Origin of the sequence: Ensifer sp. ENS06, from assembly GCF_014852205.1 — a bacterium.
In the GTDB taxonomy this organism is placed as follows: domain Bacteria; phylum Pseudomonadota; class Alphaproteobacteria; order Rhizobiales; family Rhizobiaceae; genus Ensifer; species Ensifer adhaerens.
Genome location: NZ_JACVBC010000002.1, coordinates 497342 through 516553, shown reverse-complemented (window position 1 = coordinate 516553; position 19212 = coordinate 497342). Strand labels below are relative to the sequence as shown.

Sequence of the window (19212 nt, the reverse complement as noted above, 5' to 3'; positions counted from 1 at the left end):
CGACATGATCGCATGGATCAGGAAAATCATCCTTTGGGCCTGGGGCATCATGAAGACGCCGGCCGGCACGCTCGGCCTTGGCTTCCTCACGCTCGGCGGCTTCATCGGCGGCGTCATGTTCTGGGGTGCATTCAACACGGCGCTGGAACTCACCAACACCGAAAAGTTCTGCACCTCGTGCCATGAGATGCACGACAACGTCTATCAGGAGCTGACGCGCACCATCCACTTCTCCAACCGCTCGGGCGTGCGCGCCAGTTGCCCGGACTGCCACGTGCCGCATGAATGGACCGACAAGATCGCCCGCAAGATGCAGGCTTCGAAGGAAGTCTGGGGCAAGATCTTCGGCACGATCAATACCAGGCCGAAGTTCCTCGAGAAGCGGCTGGAACTGGCGCAGCACGAATGGGCGCGCATGAAGGCCAATGACAGCCTGGAATGCCGCAACTGCCATTCCTCCGTCGCCATGGACCTGCAGAAGCAGACGCAGCGGGCGGCCGAGATCCACACCCGCTATCTGCTCTCGGGCAAGGCCACCTGCATCGATTGCCATAAGGGCATCGCCCACGAGCTGCCCAACATGGAAGGCATCGATCCAGGCTGGAAGATGCCGCCGGAACTGGAGGGCAAGAAGATGGCCAATCAGACGCCGATCGACGATCTGAGGCAAGCGATGGCGGATCTGCATATGCAGGCGCAGTAAGACGCGCCGGCCCGCCTGAGCCGAATTGAATTCTCCAGGGCCATGCCGGTGCGGTGTGGCCCTCTTTTTTACGGTTCTTGGGCAGTGCGTCCTTCATTCCTGTGCTTGTCACAGGAATTCAGCCGCGTCGCGTCGGCGGCGCGAGGGACCTGGTTCCCAAGAGGCGTCGTGCCAAGACCGTACTTCCCGCCGTGCCGACGCACGGCTGCTGGATCTCTGTGACGAGCACAGAGATGAGGGTGGGTGGGGGCCGGCCTCGTGCCAAGCCGCCAGATGAGGGGAGTGGCTTGGGGGTTCTTGAGCCAACGGCCCACATTCGGATCTGCGGCGATGGTCTTGTCGAACAGCGCTTTTCTCTCTTCATTTCCCCCCGCCAATCCTTTTTTCGGAAAAAATTCGACACCGTTGTCGGCGCCGCCATTTCCCGTTCGTCATTTAGGCAGGGAGGCAATCTGGCTTCCTCCACCGGAGCGGGATAGGAAAAAAATCCGCGCGGGTCTTTCGCCCGCAGCCTGCTCTCACTATTTGGGTTTCACCACGCCGGCACCCCCAGAGGTCACGAGGACCGGGACTGGCGTGACAGAGGAGAATGGACAATGCGCGTAGTGGTTTTTGTAAAGGCGACCAAGGACAGCGAAGCGGGCAACATGCCCTCGACCGAGCTGCTGGAAGCCATGGGCAAGTACAACGAGGAACTGGTCAATGCCGGCATCATGCAGGCGGGCGAGGGGCTGCATCCCTCGTCGCGTGGCGCCCGCGTCGCCTTCGACGGCGCCGACCGCATGGTCATCGATGGCCCCTTTGCCGAGACCAAGGAACTGGTCGCCGGCTTCTGGATCTGGACCGTCAAGGACATGGCCGAGGCAATCGCCTGGGTGAAGCGCTGCCCGAACCCGATGCCGGGCCCGAGCGAAATCGAAATCCGCCCGGTCTTCGAGATGGAAGATTTCGGCGACTTGGTGACGCCGGAGATCGCCGCCCAGGACGAGCGCCTGCGCGAGAAGATCGCCAACCAGTAAGGGCTGTTAGCCGAACCTTGGGGTGGCCTTGCCCATCTCCTCAGGTTTAACCCGGGAGCAACTCCGCTTGCCCCTCACCCTAACCCTCTCCCCGCAGGCGGGGAGAGGGGACGAGCCCGGTTCTCGGTGATCTCGAACGCAGCGCCGTCACGGTCAAATGTGTTTGGTCGGGGCGCCGGATTGCGGTGCTTGTCGCCGAGGGAGTGAGTGCCACGTATGTCCTTCTCCCCGCCAAGCGGGGAGAAGGTGCCGACAGGATGAGGGGCAAGTCGTCACCGGGCGGATGAGGAGTTAGTCCTCACCGCGGGATGAGGGGCAGCCGCCGGTTTTGCGCGGTGACAAGGTGTTGTGCGGCGAGCGGGACGAAGGCCGTTCGCGGGCTGAACGGCTGCCACGGTGTCCGGATCGTGTCGATGTTGGCAGGACGTCTGCTCCGCTTCCCGTAGAGATTGTATTAACCGTGTTCGTTTACCTTATTTCCGGGGTTTGAACCGGAGTGGGGCAATGGTCAGGACGAGCAGTTTCGTCATTTTTCTTCTTTCAAGTGTTTCGATCGCGGCGGCTGCCGATATCGATGGTCCGTTGGTGGGGCCGCAGGACGCCTATGAGGTGCCGGTGGAGCAGGCGTCGGGCGGCATCGTCGGCTACGTCGAGACGTCCTACGGCGCTGCCGTGGACTCGCCCGGCGATATCGATGCGGATGCATGGGACCTGCGCGGTGCGGTGAACTTCGACGCCGGCGCCGGCTTCAACCTGCAGGTCGATCTCGGCTACACGCGCGCCTCCTTTGAGGATATCGACACGGACAGCTATGACGGCGCGCTGCACGGCTACTACCGCAATGATCTCTTTGCGGCAGGCGTTTTCGTGCAAGGCGCACGCCTCGACCCGGGCATCGGCCTCGACCTCAACGATTACATGGGTGGCGTCGAAGCGGCCTACTTCCTTGATACCTGGACGCTGCATGGCGCGATCGGCTACGGCCAGGCGAGTGTGGAAGACTTCGACGACATCGATGCCGATCATTACATGGGCTCGCTCGGCGCGCGCATCTACGCGACCGACAACCTGCGCTTCGACGTCGACGGCTCGCTGCATCGTATGAGCGAAAACGACCTGGATTACGACCTGCGCAGCGTCAAGCTGACGGCCAACTACCGGCTGGACGCTTTCCCCGTCACGCTCTTTGCCGGCTACAAATACACCAACGAAGAGCTTTCAGGGCTGAGCGCTTCGGTTTCCGGCGACACCAGCACCCTCTTCGGTGGCCTGCGCTTCTCCTACGGTTCGACGACGCTCAAGGAAGAAGAGCGCCTCGGCCCGGTCTGGTCCAGCAATCGCCTGGCGTTCTGATCGGCTTGGCAGGCGGCAGCATTTTGCGCCGCTGCCAGCCAGGTACAATCATCAAGCAAGAGCATGGTGGCACCGCGCGTCTGAAGAGGCGCGCGGTGTTCTTATGTTATCGCAGGCTCCGGAGATAATTGGCCCGATCGAACGGGTTCGCGCCCAACCGGGGCCGGGAAGGCTGCGTGCCTGCGATCGGCGCGTAGTGATCGAAGCTGTTTTCGAGCACGCCGGCGCCGCTGGTGAGCCCCGGCAACTGCCGCTGGACGCCCTGGACGTTGGCCGATGCGATCGTTCCGGCAAGCCGGGCGACGCCGCCTTCGATGATCGAATCCGTCGTCGACGCGCCTGACTTGGCGAGCAGCGTGTGAATGGCCGTCAGCACGGACGCGGGCGCTTCAAGGCGGAAGCTGTCGATCGGCTCGCAGACGACCGTGCCGGCCGAAGACAACGCCTCGGCGAGCACCAGCGGCGTCAGCCGGCGAAAATCGACGGCGGTGCTGGCCGGCGAGGTCTGGCGTGCCGCTGTCATGGCGACGTGGCAATCGATCACCTGCCAGCCGAAGAGCCCGGCCTTCAGCGTTTCGGCAACGGCCTCTTCGACCGCCCGGTAAAAGCTCGCAGGCATCTGGCCGACATCCACTTCGAGGGCAAAACTGTTGCCCGCTGCCGCCGGCCGCGGTTCGATCCTGAGGCCGACGGTCGCAAGGAAGGGGTTCGGCTCGCGGAAGATGATCTCGATGCCGGTTCCGGTGCCAAGGGGCCGTTCGACGCAGATGACCGTGCTTTCCTCGAAATGCGCCTCCAGCCCGAAATCGGCCGACAGGGTGGCCTCGATCACCTCCTTCTGCACCTCGCCATAGAGCGAAACGAACATCTCGCTGGCATCGTCGCTGGTGCGCAGGTTGATGAACGGGTCCTGTTCGGCCAGTTGCTGAAGGGCAAGCCACAGCGCCGTGTTGTCCGAAGGGCGCCTCGGCCGCACGAGGGTTTCGAGCGTCGGCGGGGCGAAGTGAAACGCTCCGGCACGCCTTCCGTCGACGCCGACCCAGTCACCGATGCGGGCATGGGCAAGCCCGCCCACCTTGGCGATGCGGCCGGCTGTCACCTGGTCCACCTTTTCCAGCCGGCCCTGGTCGAAGAGCTGGATGCTGGTCACCTTCGCCGCGCCGCCGGGAAGGACGAGATAGTCGCGCATGGCGACGGTGCCGGACGTCAGGTTGAGAAAGGCGAGCTTTTCACCGCCCCAGCCGCGCTCGATCTTGAAGATCCGGCCTTCGACCGGTGCATCCGGGGCGGGCGCCTTCGCCGGCAACAGCGTCTCGATCGCGGTGATCAGGCCCGGCACGCCGACGCCGGTCATGGCGATGCCGCAATAGACCGGGTGCAGAAGGCCTTCGGCAAGCTGCGTCGCCAAGGCCTTCCGCAGCCGCTCGACAGTCAGACGCTGCGGTGCCAGCACATAATCGTCGAGCAAGGCTTCATCATTGGCGGCAAGCGCTTCCGAAAGTGCCGAAAAATGCGGTTCCTGCGCAAAGTCGATCGGCTCGGCTCTCGCGTGTCGGCTGCCGGCCTCGACCGCCGCCGACATGATGACGGGGCGGACCGAGAGTTGGCTGGCGATCTCTTCGACCACTTCGGCGGGACGCGCCCCCAGGCGATCGATCTTGTTGACGAAGAACAGGAAGGGGACGCCGAGGCGGCGCAAGGCGCGCACCAGCACGCGCGTCTGCGCCTGCACGCCTTCCACCGCCGAGACGACCACGACGGCTGCATCGAGCGATTGCAGCACGCGCTCGACCTCGGCGATGAAGTCCGGATGCCCGGGGGTGTCGATGAGGTTTACGACCAGATCGCCAAGCCTGAACGACACGACGGAGGCGGCAATGGTGATGCCACGCTGCCGTTCGAGTTCAAGGCTGTCGGTCTGGGTATTGCCGCTATCGACGCTGCCGAGCCTGTCGATCGCGCCGGTGTCAAAAAGGAGTCTTTCCGTAAGGCTAGTCTTGCCTGCATCCACGTGGGCGAGGATGCCCAGATTCAATGTGCGCATATCCCATCAGCTTCTCAAAAATTCGGATCTGGGTTTCTTGAGAAGTGACTCGGCGCATCGGGGTCTCCAGACTTGAGCTTCTTGCGGATCGCGCAACCCACGGCAGGCGGGGTGCTCGTGAAATCTAAGGACGCCACAGGAAGGGCGTCAAGCGCCGCCTGACAACTCCGACGCGGTGTTGCAGATTTGCTGGTGTGGTCGGGGCCATCGAAAAATGGCGATGCTCCCGCTTCGGGCGGTCACGCGAGGGTAGGCCGAACACAATGTCTGGTCGTACTTATTAGTATATGCTAACTTCCTCCCGCCAAAGAAAAAGGGGGAGGCAAACATGGACATGACCCGTCGCGCCGTCGCTTTGGGCGGCGCCGGCCTGCTTGCATCAGCATCGTTCTTACCTGCGAACGCGCTGGAATCGCCGCTTTTCGATCCGGTCGAGGCTGCCGATGATTTCTGGCTGGCGGTGGAAGCCTATATCTACGGCTACCCACTGGTGACGACGGAAATGACCCGCCGGGTGGTGACCAATGTGGCCAAGCCCGAAGGCAGCAAGGGGCCGATGGGCCACGTCATCAAGCTGCGTGAATATCCGAACGCATCCTTCAAGGATGTCACCGCGCCGAATGCCGATACGCTGTACACGACAGCCTTCGTCGATGTGGGCAAGGAGCCGTGGGTGCTGTCGATCCCCGACATGAAGGATCGCTTCTTCCTGTTTCCGATGCTCGACGGCTGGACGACGGTGTTTCAGGTGCCGGGCAAGCGCACGACCGGCGGCGGGGCGCAGGCCTATGCCATTACCGGGCCGGGCTGGCAGGGAAGCCTTCCCGACGGCGTGACCGAATACAAATCCTCAACCGGCATCGTCTGGATCCTCGGGCGCATCTATTGCGATGGCACGCCGGAGGACTATGCGGCGGTGCATGCACTTCAGGACGAGTGCAAGCTTTGTCCGCTCAGCGCCTATGGCAAGGACTGGACGCCGCCGGTCGGCAAGGTCGATCCGTCGATCGACATGAAGACGGCGGTGCGCGAGCAGGTCAATCGCATGGATGCGGTCGAATATTTCACGCTTCTTTGCGAGTTGATGAAGACCAATCCGCCGACGGCGGCGGATGGCGAGGCGATCGCCAAATTCGCCGAAATCGGCATCGTGCCGGGCCAGGACTTCGACAAGAGCAAGCTCGATGCCGCCTTCGTCTCGCGCATCCCCGTCATGGCGTTCCATCGCATCATGCTGCACTTCAAGTTCAGCGATGGTGACATCCAGAACGTCAACGGCTGGGGCTTTACCACCAAGACCGGCATCTACGGCACCAACTATCTGCAGCGGGCGCTGATCACGGCGATCGGGCTTGGCGCCAATCGTCCGCAGGATGCGATCTATCCGACGTCGCTGAAGTCCAGGGACGGCCTGGTTTCCCGCGCCTATCACGGCTCCAACAAATACGTCGTCACCTTCCCCAAGGGGCAATTGCCGCCGGTGCGCGGCTTCTGGTCAATCACCATGTACGACGAGAACTATTTCTTCGTCGACAATCCGCTCAACCGCTATTCGATCAGCGCGCGCGTCAGCCCCAAGGCCAATGCCGAAGGTTCGACGGAGATCTACATCCAGAATGAATCACCCGGCAAGGACAAGGAAAACAACTGGTTGCCGGCGCCGAAGGGCAAGTTCATCCTGATGATGCGGCTCTATTGGCCCGACGACAGCCCGCCTTCCATTCTCGACGGGTCGTGGCTCATCCCGCCGGTGAAGAAGGCGGGATGACAGAGGCGAAGAGTCCCTGCGTCTTCGCGTGAAGGCGCAGGGCGTGGCGATCAGGCGCCGGCTCAGCGCTTCGGCAGCACGAGATCGCCGACCGTATAGATGTGAAACTCGCTGCGGGAGACTTCGTCCAGCTTGCGGAACTTCTCCGCGAACACCGGATCGGAGAAGAACTCATCGACATTTCCGGTGCCCTGGATCGCCTCGACATTGACGACGGTCTCGCCGTCGGTGCTCTTCGACAGCGTGCTCCACAGAAAACCTTCCTTCCGTTCGGCAACGTAGTGCACGACGTCCTGGATGACGGCGAAGGCTTCTTCCTGCTTGCCGGGATGGGCGTGGATGACGTTGACGACGAAGGTCGTCGGAACGGGGGACGCCGTGAAAGTGGGGGTAGGGATCGTTGTCATGCTTCTCTCCATTTAAACGCCGCGGCGTATCGGCCGCGACGGCATCTGGATATCGGGAGAGAAATAGCGGATAAACGAGCGCGTATTCTCATCACTTCGGAAAAATATTCCGTAATCGGCGCGCGATGGACAAGCTCGGAACGCTCAGCATTTTCATTCAGGTGGCAGAGGCGGGCAGCTTCGTGGCCGCCGGGCATCGCCTAGGGCTTTCAGGTTCGGCCGTCGGCAAGGCGATCGCGCGGCTCGAAGACGAGATGGGCGTGCGCCTCTTCAACCGGTCGACGAGAAGCATGGCGCTGACCGAGGACGGCAGCTTCTTTCTCGACACCTGCCGCCGCATCCAGTCCGAATTCGAAACGGCCCAGGCGCAACTGTCACGTTCGCATGCGACGCCGCGCGGGCAATTGCGCGTCAGCCTGCCGCTCGCCGGCATGCTGCTGATGCCGACCATATCGGACTTCATGCGCGCCTATCCGCTGATCAATCTTGATCTCGATTTCACCGATCGGCTGGTCGATGTGATCGAGGAGGGCTTCGATGCGGTCATCCGCACCGGCGACGTGAAGGATACACGCCTGATGAGCCGCAAGCTCGGGACGTTCCGGCACCGGATCGTCGCTTCGCCGGAATATCTCGCGGCTCATGGGCGGCCGGATGTGCCGGAGGACCTGCTTGGGCACCGCTGCCTTCATCACCGCTACGCCAATTCCGGCCGCCTTGAACCTTGGCCGCTCGTTCGTGACGGGCGTGAGGTGAAGCTGGACCTGCCTGTTACCACGGTGGCGAGTACGCTCGACCCCTTGATCTTTCTTGCGGAGCGCTCCTTCGGCATCACCTGCCTGCCGCCCTTTGCCGTGTCGCCTGAACTGGCGGAAGGCAAGCTGGTCTCGCTGCTGGAAGATTACCTTCGCGAAACCGGCACGTTCCGCGTGCTTTGGCCGACCAATCGCTATCTTTCGCCAAAGGTGCGTGCCTTCGTCGATTTCATGGCGGAGAACCTGTTTGCCGCGTGACGGCCGAGCGGTACGGAACGTTCCCCGGCGTCGATCCAGCCGTTGCTAAAGTGCTCCAAATGTCCGAAGCTTCGCTGACGCCATCGGGTCATGCGAGCCGGAGCAGATGCGCACCATGACAGACGCCTCTTCCATTCAGCCTGCCGCCAGCCATGACGCCCGCATCTGCCGGGGATGCTGGGACCAGATGCATGTGCCGATCCCGATCCGCGGGCCCTTGGCGCTGCCGTTCCGCGCCTTCGGTATTACCCGCAGCAAGATGAACCCGAACATCTGTACGATCTGCGAGCGCTCCTTCCGTTACGTGAAGAAGCAGAGTCACGTTGCGGCAAGTGCCACAATCCTGTTTGCCGACATCCGCGGGTTCACGCATCTTTCGGAGCGGATCGAGCGGGTGCGCTTGAGCCAGATCGTCAGCCTGTTCCAGGATCGCTGCGCCCAGGCGATCTGGGCGCATGACGGCATCGTCAACAAGCAGATGGGCGACGGGCTGATGGCGATCTTCAACTTTCCGATCATCCGGAAAGACCATGCGCAAGCGGCGATCATGGCAGCACGCGATATCCAGCGTCTCTGCGCCGATGCACTCGGCCGCCTCGACCTCGACGACCTCGGCGAACGGCCGCTCGGGGTCGGCGTCGGCATTCATTCGGGCGAGGTCGAGATCGGCGAGTTCTCGACATTCCGCAGCGATTTCACCGCGATCGGCGGCACGGTCAACTTGGCGTCGAGGCTCGAATCCCAGGCCGAGGCGGGGGAGATCATCGTCTCGACCGAAACGGCGGGCCAGGCCGGGGAGCTGGCGTCAGGAGCGGCGACGCGGCTGCTGACGCTAAAGGGCATCGATCAGCCGGTCGCGGCGCGGGTCATCGCAAAGCAGAGCTGAGGCTCATTTGATCTTCCTGACGTCGCTGGCGATGAGGCCCCATTTCCAGCCGCGTCCGCTGATCGCCACCCGATCACGGGGCCAAAGACTGTCTCGAAGTTCGGACGAGTACCCGCAGAGCTGATCTGCCTGAAACGGCGGCTCGATGAGTTCGATGGAGTTCCAGCATTTTTTGGAACGGGCCATCGAGGCGACGGTGTAGATGCGCTCGACGTGGCTGCCCGCGACCAATGCGCCGGCCATCGGAACGCCCATCGTTACGATGATGTACCCCATCGCGAAGCCGAGGAACGGCACTATGGCGACAAACAAGGCTGTCTTTGGATCGGCGTAGGCATAATTCATGGAGTCCGGGCTGGTCGCGACCGCCAACAGGATCAGCGCGGAGCCACAGGCGCCGCCGATCAGAGCGGCTGTCCGGGTCAACTCCATCCATTCAGGTGAGGGGATATAGAGGTATCCGACAAACGCGCCAAGCATAGGGAGTGCAAAGAGCAAGAAGCAGGTTACGACGACATAACGCAGAAGCTTGGTGAAGAGTGGCTCTTTCGCAGGCTCAGGTGCGTCCATGGGATGTTCCGGATATGGGGCAGGTCGGTGGGCGGCAACCGTGCGATTGCGGACCAAGACGTCCCTCACCATCCGGCATCTCAAGACATAAGCTGTTTTCGATTGTGCATCAATATCGTAGCAACGTTCGGTTATTGTCGATCCGGGAAAGCGCGACCGAGCGAGGCAGGGCGAACTGCCCGCCGGGCGCGATGTGGCTTCCGTCCACGGATCGCCTACCTACATCGCACCTTCGTCGGTCAACGACATCACCTCGGCGACCTTGCCGCGGGAGACGAGGCAGCGCCACTTGGCGCGCTCGGGGCCGACGCCGATGATGACTTGCGTGTTGGCCTGCGACATCTCTGAGCTCAGCGTCGCAAATGTCGGGGTTGTTGGTCTGCTTGACGACGGCCTGTTCGCAGGCGCGCTCGTCGGTCGGGTTTCCGCCGCGAAGCGCCGCTGCGGTCGCCTCCGATGTCGAGGGACGTGGAGGCGACGACGAGGATGACTGGGAGCAGGCCGACAGGCTGAGGAGAGCGAGAAGTGACGCGGTCGCGTAAGTCAAATGTCGCATGGACGTTCTCTCTCCATCTGGCGGCGGCGTGCGGATCAACGCCTGATTGCTTCAATTTTGCATGAAGGCGGCCGAGGCTCAATCGATCCGTCTGACACTGCCCGCAAACACGCCCCATCGCCAGCCCCGCCCCGTGATTGAAACGCGCGAGCCAAGGCCGAGCGGGCCTGCCAATTCCTTAGCAAGACCACAGAACCTGTTAGCCAGCACGGGGAGTTCGGCGACCGTGATACTGCTCGAGCATCTGAAGTCCGATTCACTCGACTTGACTGTGAAGGTGTGTTCGATACCGCTGCCGATGGCGAGAGCAACGAGCATCGGTCCGCCGAGCACCACGACCCTGTACCCGAGCCAGAAGCCAATAAATGGCGCGGCAAAAGTGAGCAAAACTGTCTTTGCACCCAGGCGCTGAAAGCGACCCGCAGCCCCCAGCGTGATCAACCATAAGAAATAGACTGCCGCGAGAATGCCGATCACGATAGCCGCCGACCCGCTCCAGTCAATCCAACTGGCTGTGGGGACGTAGGGATGTCCGAACAGTTCCGGCAAGACCGGCGAGACAGCAACGCCGACAAAGGAGAGGAAGAGGCAGCCCGACATTTTGGAACCCCGTGACGGCTTCGCTTGCTCGAGCATATTCATCTACTTTCTTGGAACCGATCTACTTTGATTGCAGCCGTTGTGCAGGCTGGAGCCGCCAGACTGTTTCTTGCCTTGGGGTTGCCATCTCGTGGTGGTGCGAGCTCCTACGCCCAAAGGTCGCGCACGCAGCGGCCGTCGGATGGTAGGTCTTCGAAGGTGACCAGGCCATCGAAATGGTCGATGGGAAGGTTTGCGACCCGGTCCAGCGCCGCCAGCCTGAGATTGACGGCGATGCGCCGGCGGCCCCGTTCGTCAAGGTGCAGGCTGCGCCAGGCGACGACGCCGGCGCAGGTCGGGCAGAAGAGGATTTCGAGCGTCGGGTCCTTCTCGTCGGCGCGGGTATAGGCGGTGAGTTCGCCGCTGACTGCGATGCGCTCGCCTTCGTAGTCATAGGCCCAGAGCGTGCCGTAGCGGTGGCAGAGCGTGCAGTTGCAGGCGGTGATCGGGCCGGGGTCGCCTTTGAGCGTCCACTTCGCATTGCCGCAGTGACATGAGCCGTCAAGCATGAGCCGCTCCCGCTATTGTACCGAGGCGGCATAGTGCCCCGATGGCGGGATGTCCGCAATCGGGGCCGGATATCAATCTCGCTCGCGCTTGTGCGCCAAGACAGCGTCGATGAAGGGAGCCTTCGAGGCGAGGTACTCGCCGATGCCATGCTGGTTCGTGGCTTCGAGGTGCAGCTTCAGCGCCTGATAGCGGGCGCTGAGGTCCGGATCCTGCCGCAGAAGATCGCGAAACCGCAGCATTCTTGCAATCTGCCAATGTCCTGACCGGCACACATGGACCTTGTGGGTTCGAACGCCATTGACGTCGCGCCGATAGAAGTGGTGATCCTGCGAAAGGTCCGTGCCGCGAACATATCCAAGCGATTTCATCCGCTCCGTCACATCGCCCACGTCGCGATGCTCGGACACCTCGACCAGAAGGTCGATTTCCGGCTTCGCGGCGAGACCGGGGACGGCGGTGCTGCCGACATGGTGGATCGTGACGAGCGCATTTGCGAATACGCTGCGGATGCGCTGCTGCTCGGAGAGAAACAGATCGGGCCATCGCGGATCATAGACTGAAATCTGGCTGGTCAGCGGCACGGCGGCTTGCTCCGGGTTCTTGACGGTGGTGTCATGGTAGCACCCGGAACGAATTCATGGACCTTCCCCCGCCTGGACGGAGGAAGGTCGTTTGGCCGGATCGCGCCACCGCCTAGTTGCGGTCGAGCCGCATGACCTTTTCCTCGCCGAGGACCATGCCGGTCTCGCAGAAACCGAAGCGGTGGTAGAGGGCGTGGGCGCGGATGTTTTCCGGGTAGACGCCGAGATAGATGTCGCCGCATTCAGGGATCTTGGCCACGTGCTCCAGGAGGGCTGCGAGCGCCTTGGCGCCATAGCCCTTGCCCTGGCGGCGGGCATCGATCATCAGCCGGTAGATCCAGTGGTTGCCGTCATCGGGGTCGAGCGCATACATGGCGAAACCCACCGGCGCGCCTTCGGCCATCACGGCAAAACCGACGCATTCGGGGCGTTCGCCGAGTTCTTCGAGAGATTCGTCGTTGCTGGCGATGAAATCCATCTGGTTTTCGTGAACGTCGAGCCTCCGGATGACATCGGCATCGACGGTATCGACGGGCAGGAGTGTAATCGTCATTCGGTCCTCATGGTCGACGCTGTGGCCTGGGCGGCAGTCTCTGTCTAATCCCGTCTGCGGTCACCTTCTCCCCGCGGGGCGAGCGGGGAGAAGGGACCTTGCAGCGCTCTCGGCGTCCACATCCTGCGCCTGGGCGCGAGCGGTTCCCTCTGCGGGGCGGGCAGGGGAGCCGAAGGGTAGGCGGAGCCGGGCCGCTGCCATTCCCTTTCCCGATCAGCGGGCGAGGGAGTTGGGGGCAAGGAACCGGAGGGACGGGGACACGCGTCCAGCCTGGCAAAGCGTCAATAACAATCTGATTTATACGTTTTCAGTTTCTGCCGTACCGGCCGGGCCGCTCGAGGCGCCGAAATCCGGAAAGCGAGCCCTTCTCCAACGGGCGCATTACCGCAACATTGCGATGGCAAGAAAGAAACGGCCTTCGCGCCAGCCGCTCAGGTTTCCTCGATGATGCGTGGCTCTGCTTTGCCCGTCCATTCAAAGGTGATGGTGTGGCCCTGGCGGACGTTCTGGATGACCGAGGGGCGGAAGACGGCGAGGCACGTGCCCTCAGGATCACGGGCCGACGGATAGATCAGGCCGTTGCCGCCTTCTGCAAGAATGGTGGCGGCGAGCGCCTGGCCGGCGGGGTAGGCGACGGCGGTGTCGGGGGAGAGATAGGCGGCGTCCACTTCGCCGCGCACGTCATGGAAGCGGCAGGTGAAGCCGGCGATCAGTTCGCGGTAGCGACCGATGTCATGAAAGCTGCCGGCCTCGCGAAGCGCCCGGGTGCGGTGATAGACGATCTCCGCCTGGCAGGTCTGGAGTGCGCGCGGGCCGAAGGCACAATACCAGGCGCCGCGCTCCTCGCCGTTGAAGCGGTTGCCTGGAGGCCGGGCATGGCAGAAGGCGGCATTGATCAGCGACCAGCCGTAGCCGAAGGTCTCGTTCAGGAGTTCGGCAGGATCGACGCCGATGGGCAGAGCGAGCGGGCTCAGCCGCGCCGAGGTCATCGCCTCCAGCCGGTTGAGGATCTCGATCTCGTCGTCATCGTCGGCGAGCGGCTTGACCGCGGGCTCGTCGATATAGGCGGTCGAGATCAGCCGGACGGTTGCCGGCTCGTTGAAGTCGATTTCCGGCAGCGCGATCATAGGCCGCCGCGCAACCCGTCGAGATAGCGCCTGACCTTCATCATCACGGGAATGCCGCCCTCGATCATCAGGTCGACCGGCGAGCGGCCGGAAAACAGCGGGCCGGTGTTGACCGCCTTCGGCCATTGATAGGTAAGCGGCCCGTTGAAGAACAGCCGCAAGCCCTTGAAGATGCCGACGATCAGGCTCGCGCGCATGCGCTTGTCCTGGTCGAGCCTGCCCTTGAAGTCGCCGGCCTTCATGCGGTTCCAGGTGGCGATCGGCACGTCGAAGAGCTGGGCCGCCTCCCTATTGGTGAGATTCCAGAGGTCGCAGGCTTTCACCACCGCCTTTACGATCACAGCTTCTTCCTGCCGGGCGGGTGCGAAAGCCGGTTGCGCGAGGGCCATAATGTCTCCTATGCGGTGACTGAGTGTATCATATGATATGAAATGGCGATGTTGGGCGGAAAGTCAAGGGGTGGCCGGCTGATGCCTGTTTGCACTGCCGAGCGAACGCGCCCGGCTCTGCCCCTCACCCTAACGCTCTGCCCGCCACGCGGGGAGAGGGGACATAGACGACGGGGGCACCGTCACTCGGCGGCTGATCTCACAAACCCAAGGTAGGCCAGGTTTCTGTGAGGGGGGAGCGGGTGACCACGTCTCCTTCTCGCCGTCGTGACGGGGGGAAGGTCCCGGCAGGGGGTGAGGGGCAGCGCTTCTGCTGCAAAAGGGCCATCCTCAAACCTGTCGAGGCTCTCGGCGCTTGGATCGCCCTTCACCTGACGTGGCGCAGAGGTCGCCGCGCGCGTTGCGTCGCCATCCGTTGAGATGGCGCGGTCTCCATCACGGCAATTCGATTTTACTCGGTTGGCGGCGGCCGATAGGCTTTTCGGCACAGTTGATGGGAGAGAGAGCCATGAAGCGCGCATTAGCAGCAATCGCATTCGCCTTGGCCTGTTCCGGCGCGGCCTATGCGCAGGACACCAGCATGAGTTTCTTCGTCACCAGCGTGAACCCCGGAAAGGGCGGCGATCTGGGCGGCCTCACCGGGGCGGACGCCTATTGCGATACGCTCGCCAAGGCAGCGGGGGCGACGGGCAAGAGCTGGAAGGCCTATCTTTCCACCGACGCTGAGAACGCCAAGGACCGGATCGGCGCAGGCCCCTGGTACAACGCCAAGGGCGAGAAGATCGCCGATGATGTCGCATCGCTCCACAGCGACAAGAACAACCTGACGAAGCAGACGGCGCTCAATGAAAAGGGCGAGGTGATCAACGGGCGCGGCGATACGCCCAACCGCCACGACATTCTGACGGGCTCGAAAGCCGATGGCACGGCGGCACCGGACACCTGCGGCAACTGGACGATGGGCGGCGCCGACGGCGCGGCGATCGTCGGCCACAGCGACCGCACGGGATTGAACGATTCCGCCGAGGCCAAATCCTGGAACTCTTCGCACGCGACGCGGGGCGGCTGCACCGTCGAGGCCTTCAAGGGCACCGGCGGCGAGGGGCTGTTCTATTGCTTTGCTGCGAAATAGGGCGCTTTCAGCTTATTGTAACGCGCAAGGGACACGCCTTGGTTTCATCCTGACGGCCCGGACACTCGGCCCGGGTCGCAGGTCCGTTCCCACGTGCGTCAGACATGCGGCCCGAGCAGCGACAGGTCGGCCTCGCCGAGCCGGTCTTTGGCGGTCCAGAGCTGATGCCAGTAAGGGTAGATCACCGGCGGCAGGCTGACGGCGTCGAGCAGTTCCTTCTCCTCATCGGTGAGCTTCAGGTTTGCGGCAGCGAGATTGTCGCTGAACTGCGCCTCGGTGCGGCCGCCGATGATGACGGACGTGACGCCCTTGCGGCCGATCAGCCAGGCGAGCGCAACTTGCGCCGGCGACACGCCGCGCTCGGCGCCGATGGCAACGAGCATGTCGACGATCTTCCAGAGCCGCTCCTCGTCGCGGATCGGCGGCTCCTTCCAGCCGGCAAGCTGGCGGGTGCCGTCCGGTGTCTCGTTTCGCCGGTGCTTGCCGGAGAGAAGTCCGCCGGCAAGCGGGCTCCAGACGAGCACGCCGAGCCCCTGGTCGATGGCGATCGGCATCAGCTCATATTCAGCCTCGCGGGCCTCGAGCGTGTAGTGGATTTGCTGGCTGATGAAGCGCTGGCGGCCTTCGAGCGCGCTGACGCCGAGCGCCTTCATGATGTGCCAGCCGGAATAGTTGGAGCAGCCGATATAGCGGACCTTGCCGCTGCGAACGAGGCTGTCGAGCGCCTCCATCGTTTCTTCGAGCGGTGTTAGGCCGTCCCATTCATGCACCTGGTAGAGATCGATGACGTCGGTGTTCAGCCGCTTCAGGCTCGCCTCGCAAGCGGCAATCAGGTGCTGGCGCGAGAGCCCGCCGTCGTTCGGCCCCGGCCCCATCGAAAAGCGCGCCTTGGTGGCGACGAGCACACCGGCTTTGCGCTGGCCGCCGAGGACCTCGCCGATGATCTCCTCGCAATGGCCGGTCGAATAGATGTCGGCCGTGTCGATCAGGTTGACGCCGGCATCGAGGCAGAGGTCGACATAGCGGCGCGCCTCCTTCAGCCCGACATTGCCGACCTCGGCGAACTTGCCGCGGCCGCCGATCGTCATTGTGCCCATGGTGATGACAGAGATTTTCAGGCCGGAACGGCCGAGCAGCCGGTATTCCATGGTCTCTGGTCCTTTGCTGGTGGGGAAACGGGAACGCAAGCTTCACGGGATGAAAGCCGAAGGCGACAGCGGCGGTCAAGTGGCGAGCAAAGAGGCCGCGTCCGCGGCGCGGGCCCAGTGTGTAGGCCTGCAACACTCTGCAATCGGATGTTGCGGTGGTTGCAGCTCCGGTTTCTTAGGGCTGGCTTGAACACGGCAAAATGTTATCGTTTCGTCGAGAGATTAAGGGGAATCACTGGATGAGCGTTGTAAAGCGTCTGCTGTCCACATCGGCGATCGCTGCCGGTCTGGGTTGCATTGTTGCGCCTTTGACGGCGAATGCGGCCGAAAACGGTGCCGGCTTCTATCTGCTCGGCGCACGTGGCCCGATGGCCGGCCTTTTGGCGCCGCCCGGGACCTATTTCCAGAACGACACCTACTTCTATGTGGGCGAGCTCAAGGGCAACAAGCAGCTTCCGCTCGGTGGCGAGATCGTCGGCGAGGTCGATGCGACGCTGATCGGCATCTTCGGCACCGGCCTCTGGGTGATGCCCGAAGAAGTGCTCGGCGGCAACCTCGGCTTCACCGCGATCGTGCCCTTCGGGGGGCCGGATATCGACGCTACGCTTTCGGCGCCAAGGGCCGGTCGCTCGGCCTCGGTCAGCGATTCTGTCTTCACTATCGGCGACCCCGTTTTGGGCGCGGTTCTCGGCTGGCATGAGGGCGATTTCCACTGGACGGCGAACGCCTCGGTCAACGTGCCGATCGGCGACTACCAGAAGGGGCAGCTCGCCAATCTCTCGTTCAACCGCTGGGCTGGCGACTTCACGCTCGCCGGCACTTGGTTCAATCCGGAAACGGGCTTCGACATCTCGGGCGCCGCGGGCTTCACCTTCAACGGCGAGAACCCGGCGACGGACTACCGCACGGGTACGGAATTCCACGCGGAATGGGCCGTTACCAAGCACTTCGGGCAGGAGTTCTCCGCCGGCGTTGCAGGCTACTTCTACCAGCAGGTGACCGGCGACAGTGGCGCCGGCGCAAGGCTCGGCCCGTTCAAGGGCCGTATTGCCGCGATCGGCGGCACCATGGGCTACAATTTCAAGATGGCCGAGACGCCGGTATCGCTGACGCTCAAGGTCTTCCAGGAATTTGGCGCCAAGAACCGGCCAGAAGGCACGGCCGGTTTCGTCACCATCGCCTTCCCGATCGGCACGCCGCCGGCCCAGGTGAAGTAGGCTTGAGCCAAGCCTCGCATGCCCCGCCGGCGCCGTTTTCGACCGGCGGAGGCATGGATGACGCGTGACCTTCGTGCCGGTCTGGAAACGACCGATCGCGGCAGGGTTCGCGTGCGGCGACGTTGCTTTATCTCCCGATCGGCGCATACTGCCGCCTTCGCTGGGCAGGATGCGGCTCCGGCGGCTGTAAGATCGTTCGCGTTTTCGTCCCGATACGGGCGGTCGCGTAATGTCTCGGACGGCCAGGCCACAGGCGCTTCTCCTGCACGCAATGGACCGGATCGATCAGGCCTTCGCCGAGATCGGGTGTCCGTGCAACGGCGATTGGGCGGAAGCAAGTGCCACGCGTCACTTCCGCCGCAGCCGGCGGGCATTCGTAAGAGCGTCCGCCCTGAAAGGCGCAATTGGTTTCGACCCGCGGTTGGCGGCGTACGCGGATAGCGGCGCGCCGGCCCTTGGCAGCCAGGAGGTTTCAATGCAGGAGTTTGCACGCGAACCGGACGGCCCGATCGGCCCCGACGATCTTGATATGCTGCAACGCACCTTCGACCGGGTCTGCATCTGGTGCGACATCCCGCGCTACGGCAAACGTGCCGACCGGCTGGCCCGCCACATCACGGGCCAGTTCCGCAGGGGCATTGCCGACGAGCGCGTGCTGTTCGAAAACGCCATGTGGCTGGAGCAGCAGGGTGGTTCAACGCGGCATCGCGCCGACAATTGACGCCGGCGGCGCCTGAAGCACATCGCGATTTTCAGATTGAGTTGTCTATCGCAAACCGCTGCGCGCTTTTGCGCGACATTCTCTACATCTCGAAGAACCGCTCCGGCATCAGGTTCCGGTAGGGGAACATATGGAAATACGGACGCGCCTCGGCGAGCACCCGGCGGACGGACGCGCGTTCGAGCAGCCGTTCGAAATAGACCGCAAGATGCGGATGGGTCTCATCGAAGGGCTCGACGATGCCGCCATAAAAGAGAGCCGGGGTGGCGGCGCAATCGGCAAGGCTGAAGGTATCGCCCGCGGCAAATTCATGCGTGGCGAAGTGCTTGTCGGCCATGCCATAGGCCAAGCCAAGCGCGGCGCGGGCATCGGCAACGCCGCGGTGGTCGCTTTCACCTGGCGCCCGCAGCGTGTCAGTGACGATCTTCTGCATCGGCACGTGGATGTAGTTGTCGAAGAAGCGATCCCAGAGCCGGGCTTTCAGAGCCATGTCGGGGTCATCGGGGATCAGCCGCTGGCGTCCCGGATAATGGCGGTCGAGATATTCGATGATGATCGATGTCTCCGGCATCACCACGTCGCGAGCGCTGTCCGTCAAGACCGGCATCTTGCCGACCGGCCACAGCGCCGCGAAGCGGGCCGCTTCTTCCGGGTCGAGCAGGTCGACCAGGCTGCTTTTGAACGGGGTCTCGCTTTCGTAAAGCGCGATGAGCACCTTGTGGCAGAAGGAAGCGAGTGGATGCTGGTAAAGCGTGAGGGACATGCGCGTATTCTCCAGTGCGGAAGGGACGCTTGCGGATCGGTCGTCAGGTCTTTACGTGCCCGTTTATCGCAAAACCGGTCCTGTTTCGCAATCGGTTTTCGGGGTTCAGGGCC

21 protein-coding genes are annotated in these 19212 nt (G+C 63.1%); 9 read left to right on the top strand and 12 right to left on the bottom strand.

Going from position 1 to position 19212, the window contains the following annotated elements; genetic code table 11:
• Positions 1–4 precede the first annotated feature (4 nt).
• The 3 genes from IB279_RS11650 (at position 5) to IB279_RS11640 (ending at position 3075) form a co-directional block, all read left to right on the top strand.
• Positions 5–703, top strand: coding sequence for a NapC/NirT family cytochrome c (locus IB279_RS11650; protein WP_034793141.1), 699 nt, complete (start codon positions 5–7; stop codon positions 701–703).
• A gap of 596 nt (positions 704–1299) precedes the next feature.
• Positions 1300–1722, top strand: coding sequence for a YciI family protein (locus tag IB279_RS11645; RefSeq protein WP_060516071.1), 423 nt, complete (start codon positions 1300–1302; stop codon positions 1720–1722).
• 504 nt (positions 1723–2226) lie between these two features.
• Complete coding sequence (locus IB279_RS11640; RefSeq protein ID WP_112771001.1) at positions 2227–3075, top strand: hypothetical protein; 849 nt, start codon at positions 2227–2229, stop codon at positions 3073–3075.
• A 106-nt stretch (positions 3076–3181) separates the two neighbouring features.
• On the opposite strand, the gene IB279_RS11635 is transcribed toward IB279_RS11640, so the two are convergent.
• Positions 3182–5119, bottom strand: coding sequence for a translation factor GTPase family protein (locus IB279_RS11635; protein WP_112771000.1), 1938 nt, complete (start codon positions 5117–5119; stop codon positions 3182–3184).
• A 328-nt stretch (positions 5120–5447) separates the two neighbouring features.
• On the opposite strand from IB279_RS11635, the gene IB279_RS11630 reads away from it, so the two are divergent.
• Positions 5448–6887, top strand: a complete 1440-nt coding sequence (locus IB279_RS11630; RefSeq protein ID WP_112770999.1) for a DUF1254 domain-containing protein — start codon at positions 5448–5450, stop codon at positions 6885–6887.
• 62 nt (positions 6888–6949) lie between these two features.
• On the opposite strand, the gene IB279_RS11625 is transcribed toward IB279_RS11630, so the two are convergent.
• A complete protein-coding gene (locus IB279_RS11625; RefSeq protein WP_162728764.1) occupies positions 6950–7294 on the bottom strand; it encodes an antibiotic biosynthesis monooxygenase in 345 nt (114 codons plus the stop codon).
• Positions 7295–7419: 125 nt separating this feature from the next.
• Here IB279_RS11625 and IB279_RS11620 point away from each other — a divergent pair, with 125 nt between their 5' ends.
• Entirely contained in the window at positions 7420–8307 is an 888-nt protein-coding gene (locus tag IB279_RS11620; protein ID WP_127889144.1) for a LysR family transcriptional regulator, read from the top strand.
• 115 nt (positions 8308–8422) lie between these two features.
• Complete coding sequence (locus IB279_RS11615) at positions 8423–9193, top strand: adenylate/guanylate cyclase domain-containing protein (RefSeq protein ID WP_060516188.1); 771 nt, start codon at positions 8423–8425, stop codon at positions 9191–9193.
• Between the two features lie 3 nt (positions 9194–9196).
• Here the strand turns inward: IB279_RS11615 and IB279_RS11610 are convergent, their stop codons facing one another.
• The 8 genes from IB279_RS11610 to IB279_RS37090 form a co-directional block, all read right to left on the bottom strand.
• Positions 9197–9763 (bottom strand): hypothetical protein, encoded by a 567-nt coding sequence (locus IB279_RS11610; protein ID WP_192339215.1) that lies wholly within the window; start codon positions 9761–9763, stop codon positions 9197–9199.
• Positions 9764–9982: 219 nt separating this feature from the next.
• The gene (locus IB279_RS37660; RefSeq protein WP_256439264.1) at positions 9983–10105 is read right to left on the bottom strand and encodes a hypothetical protein; all 123 of its coding nucleotides are present in this window, start codon (positions 10103–10105) and stop codon (positions 9983–9985) included.
• A gap of 292 nt (positions 10106–10397) precedes the next feature.
• The gene (locus IB279_RS11605; protein WP_112770997.1) at positions 10398–10961 is read right to left on the bottom strand and encodes a hypothetical protein; all 564 of its coding nucleotides are present in this window, start codon (positions 10959–10961) and stop codon (positions 10398–10400) included.
• A 104-nt stretch (positions 10962–11065) separates the two neighbouring features.
• A complete protein-coding gene (locus tag IB279_RS11600) occupies positions 11066–11467 on the bottom strand; it encodes a GFA family protein (RefSeq protein ID WP_060516079.1) in 402 nt (133 codons plus the stop codon).
• A gap of 72 nt (positions 11468–11539) precedes the next feature.
• The gene (locus IB279_RS11595) at positions 11540–12049 is read right to left on the bottom strand and encodes a GrpB family protein (protein ID WP_089043558.1); all 510 of its coding nucleotides are present in this window, start codon (positions 12047–12049) and stop codon (positions 11540–11542) included.
• A 112-nt stretch (positions 12050–12161) separates the two neighbouring features.
• Positions 12162–12602: a GNAT family N-acetyltransferase gene (locus IB279_RS11590; protein WP_112770996.1), complete on the bottom strand. Its 441-nt coding sequence runs from the start codon at positions 12600–12602 to the stop codon at positions 12162–12164.
• 431 nt (positions 12603–13033) lie between these two features.
• Positions 13034–13729: an RES family NAD+ phosphorylase gene (locus IB279_RS11585; RefSeq protein WP_060603575.1), complete on the bottom strand. Its 696-nt coding sequence runs from the start codon at positions 13727–13729 to the stop codon at positions 13034–13036.
• Complete coding sequence (locus IB279_RS37090) at positions 13726–14118, bottom strand: antitoxin Xre-like helix-turn-helix domain-containing protein (protein ID WP_034793180.1); 393 nt, start codon at positions 14116–14118, stop codon at positions 13726–13728. Before IB279_RS37090 ends, IB279_RS11585 begins: the two co-directional genes overlap by 4 nt.
• Before the next feature lie 508 nt (positions 14119–14626).
• Between IB279_RS37090 and IB279_RS11575 the strand changes: the two genes are divergently transcribed.
• Positions 14627–15250 carry a hypothetical protein gene (locus tag IB279_RS11575; RefSeq protein ID WP_060516083.1) on the top strand — a complete coding sequence of 208 codons (624 nt, stop codon included), beginning with the start codon at positions 14627–14629 and terminating at the stop codon, positions 15248–15250.
• A gap of 98 nt (positions 15251–15348) precedes the next feature.
• On the opposite strand, the gene IB279_RS11570 is transcribed toward IB279_RS11575, so the two are convergent.
• Positions 15349–16398 (bottom strand): aldo/keto reductase, encoded by a 1050-nt coding sequence (locus IB279_RS11570; protein WP_112770995.1) that lies wholly within the window; start codon positions 16396–16398, stop codon positions 15349–15351.
• 239 nt (positions 16399–16637) lie between these two features.
• On the opposite strand from IB279_RS11570, the gene IB279_RS11565 reads away from it, so the two are divergent.
• Both IB279_RS11565 and IB279_RS11560 read left to right on the top strand, forming a co-directional pair.
• Positions 16638–17615, top strand: coding sequence for a transporter (locus IB279_RS11565; protein ID WP_112975886.1), 978 nt, complete (start codon positions 16638–16640; stop codon positions 17613–17615).
• A gap of 271 nt (positions 17616–17886) precedes the next feature.
• Positions 17887–18336, top strand: coding sequence for a hypothetical protein (locus IB279_RS11560; RefSeq protein WP_089043561.1), 450 nt, complete (start codon positions 17887–17889; stop codon positions 18334–18336).
• An 82-nt stretch (positions 18337–18418) separates the two neighbouring features.
• On the opposite strand, the gene IB279_RS11555 is transcribed toward IB279_RS11560, so the two are convergent.
• Positions 18419–19099 (bottom strand): glutathione S-transferase family protein, encoded by a 681-nt coding sequence (locus IB279_RS11555; protein ID WP_112770994.1) that lies wholly within the window; start codon positions 19097–19099, stop codon positions 18419–18421.
• Positions 19100–19212 lie beyond the last annotated feature (113 nt).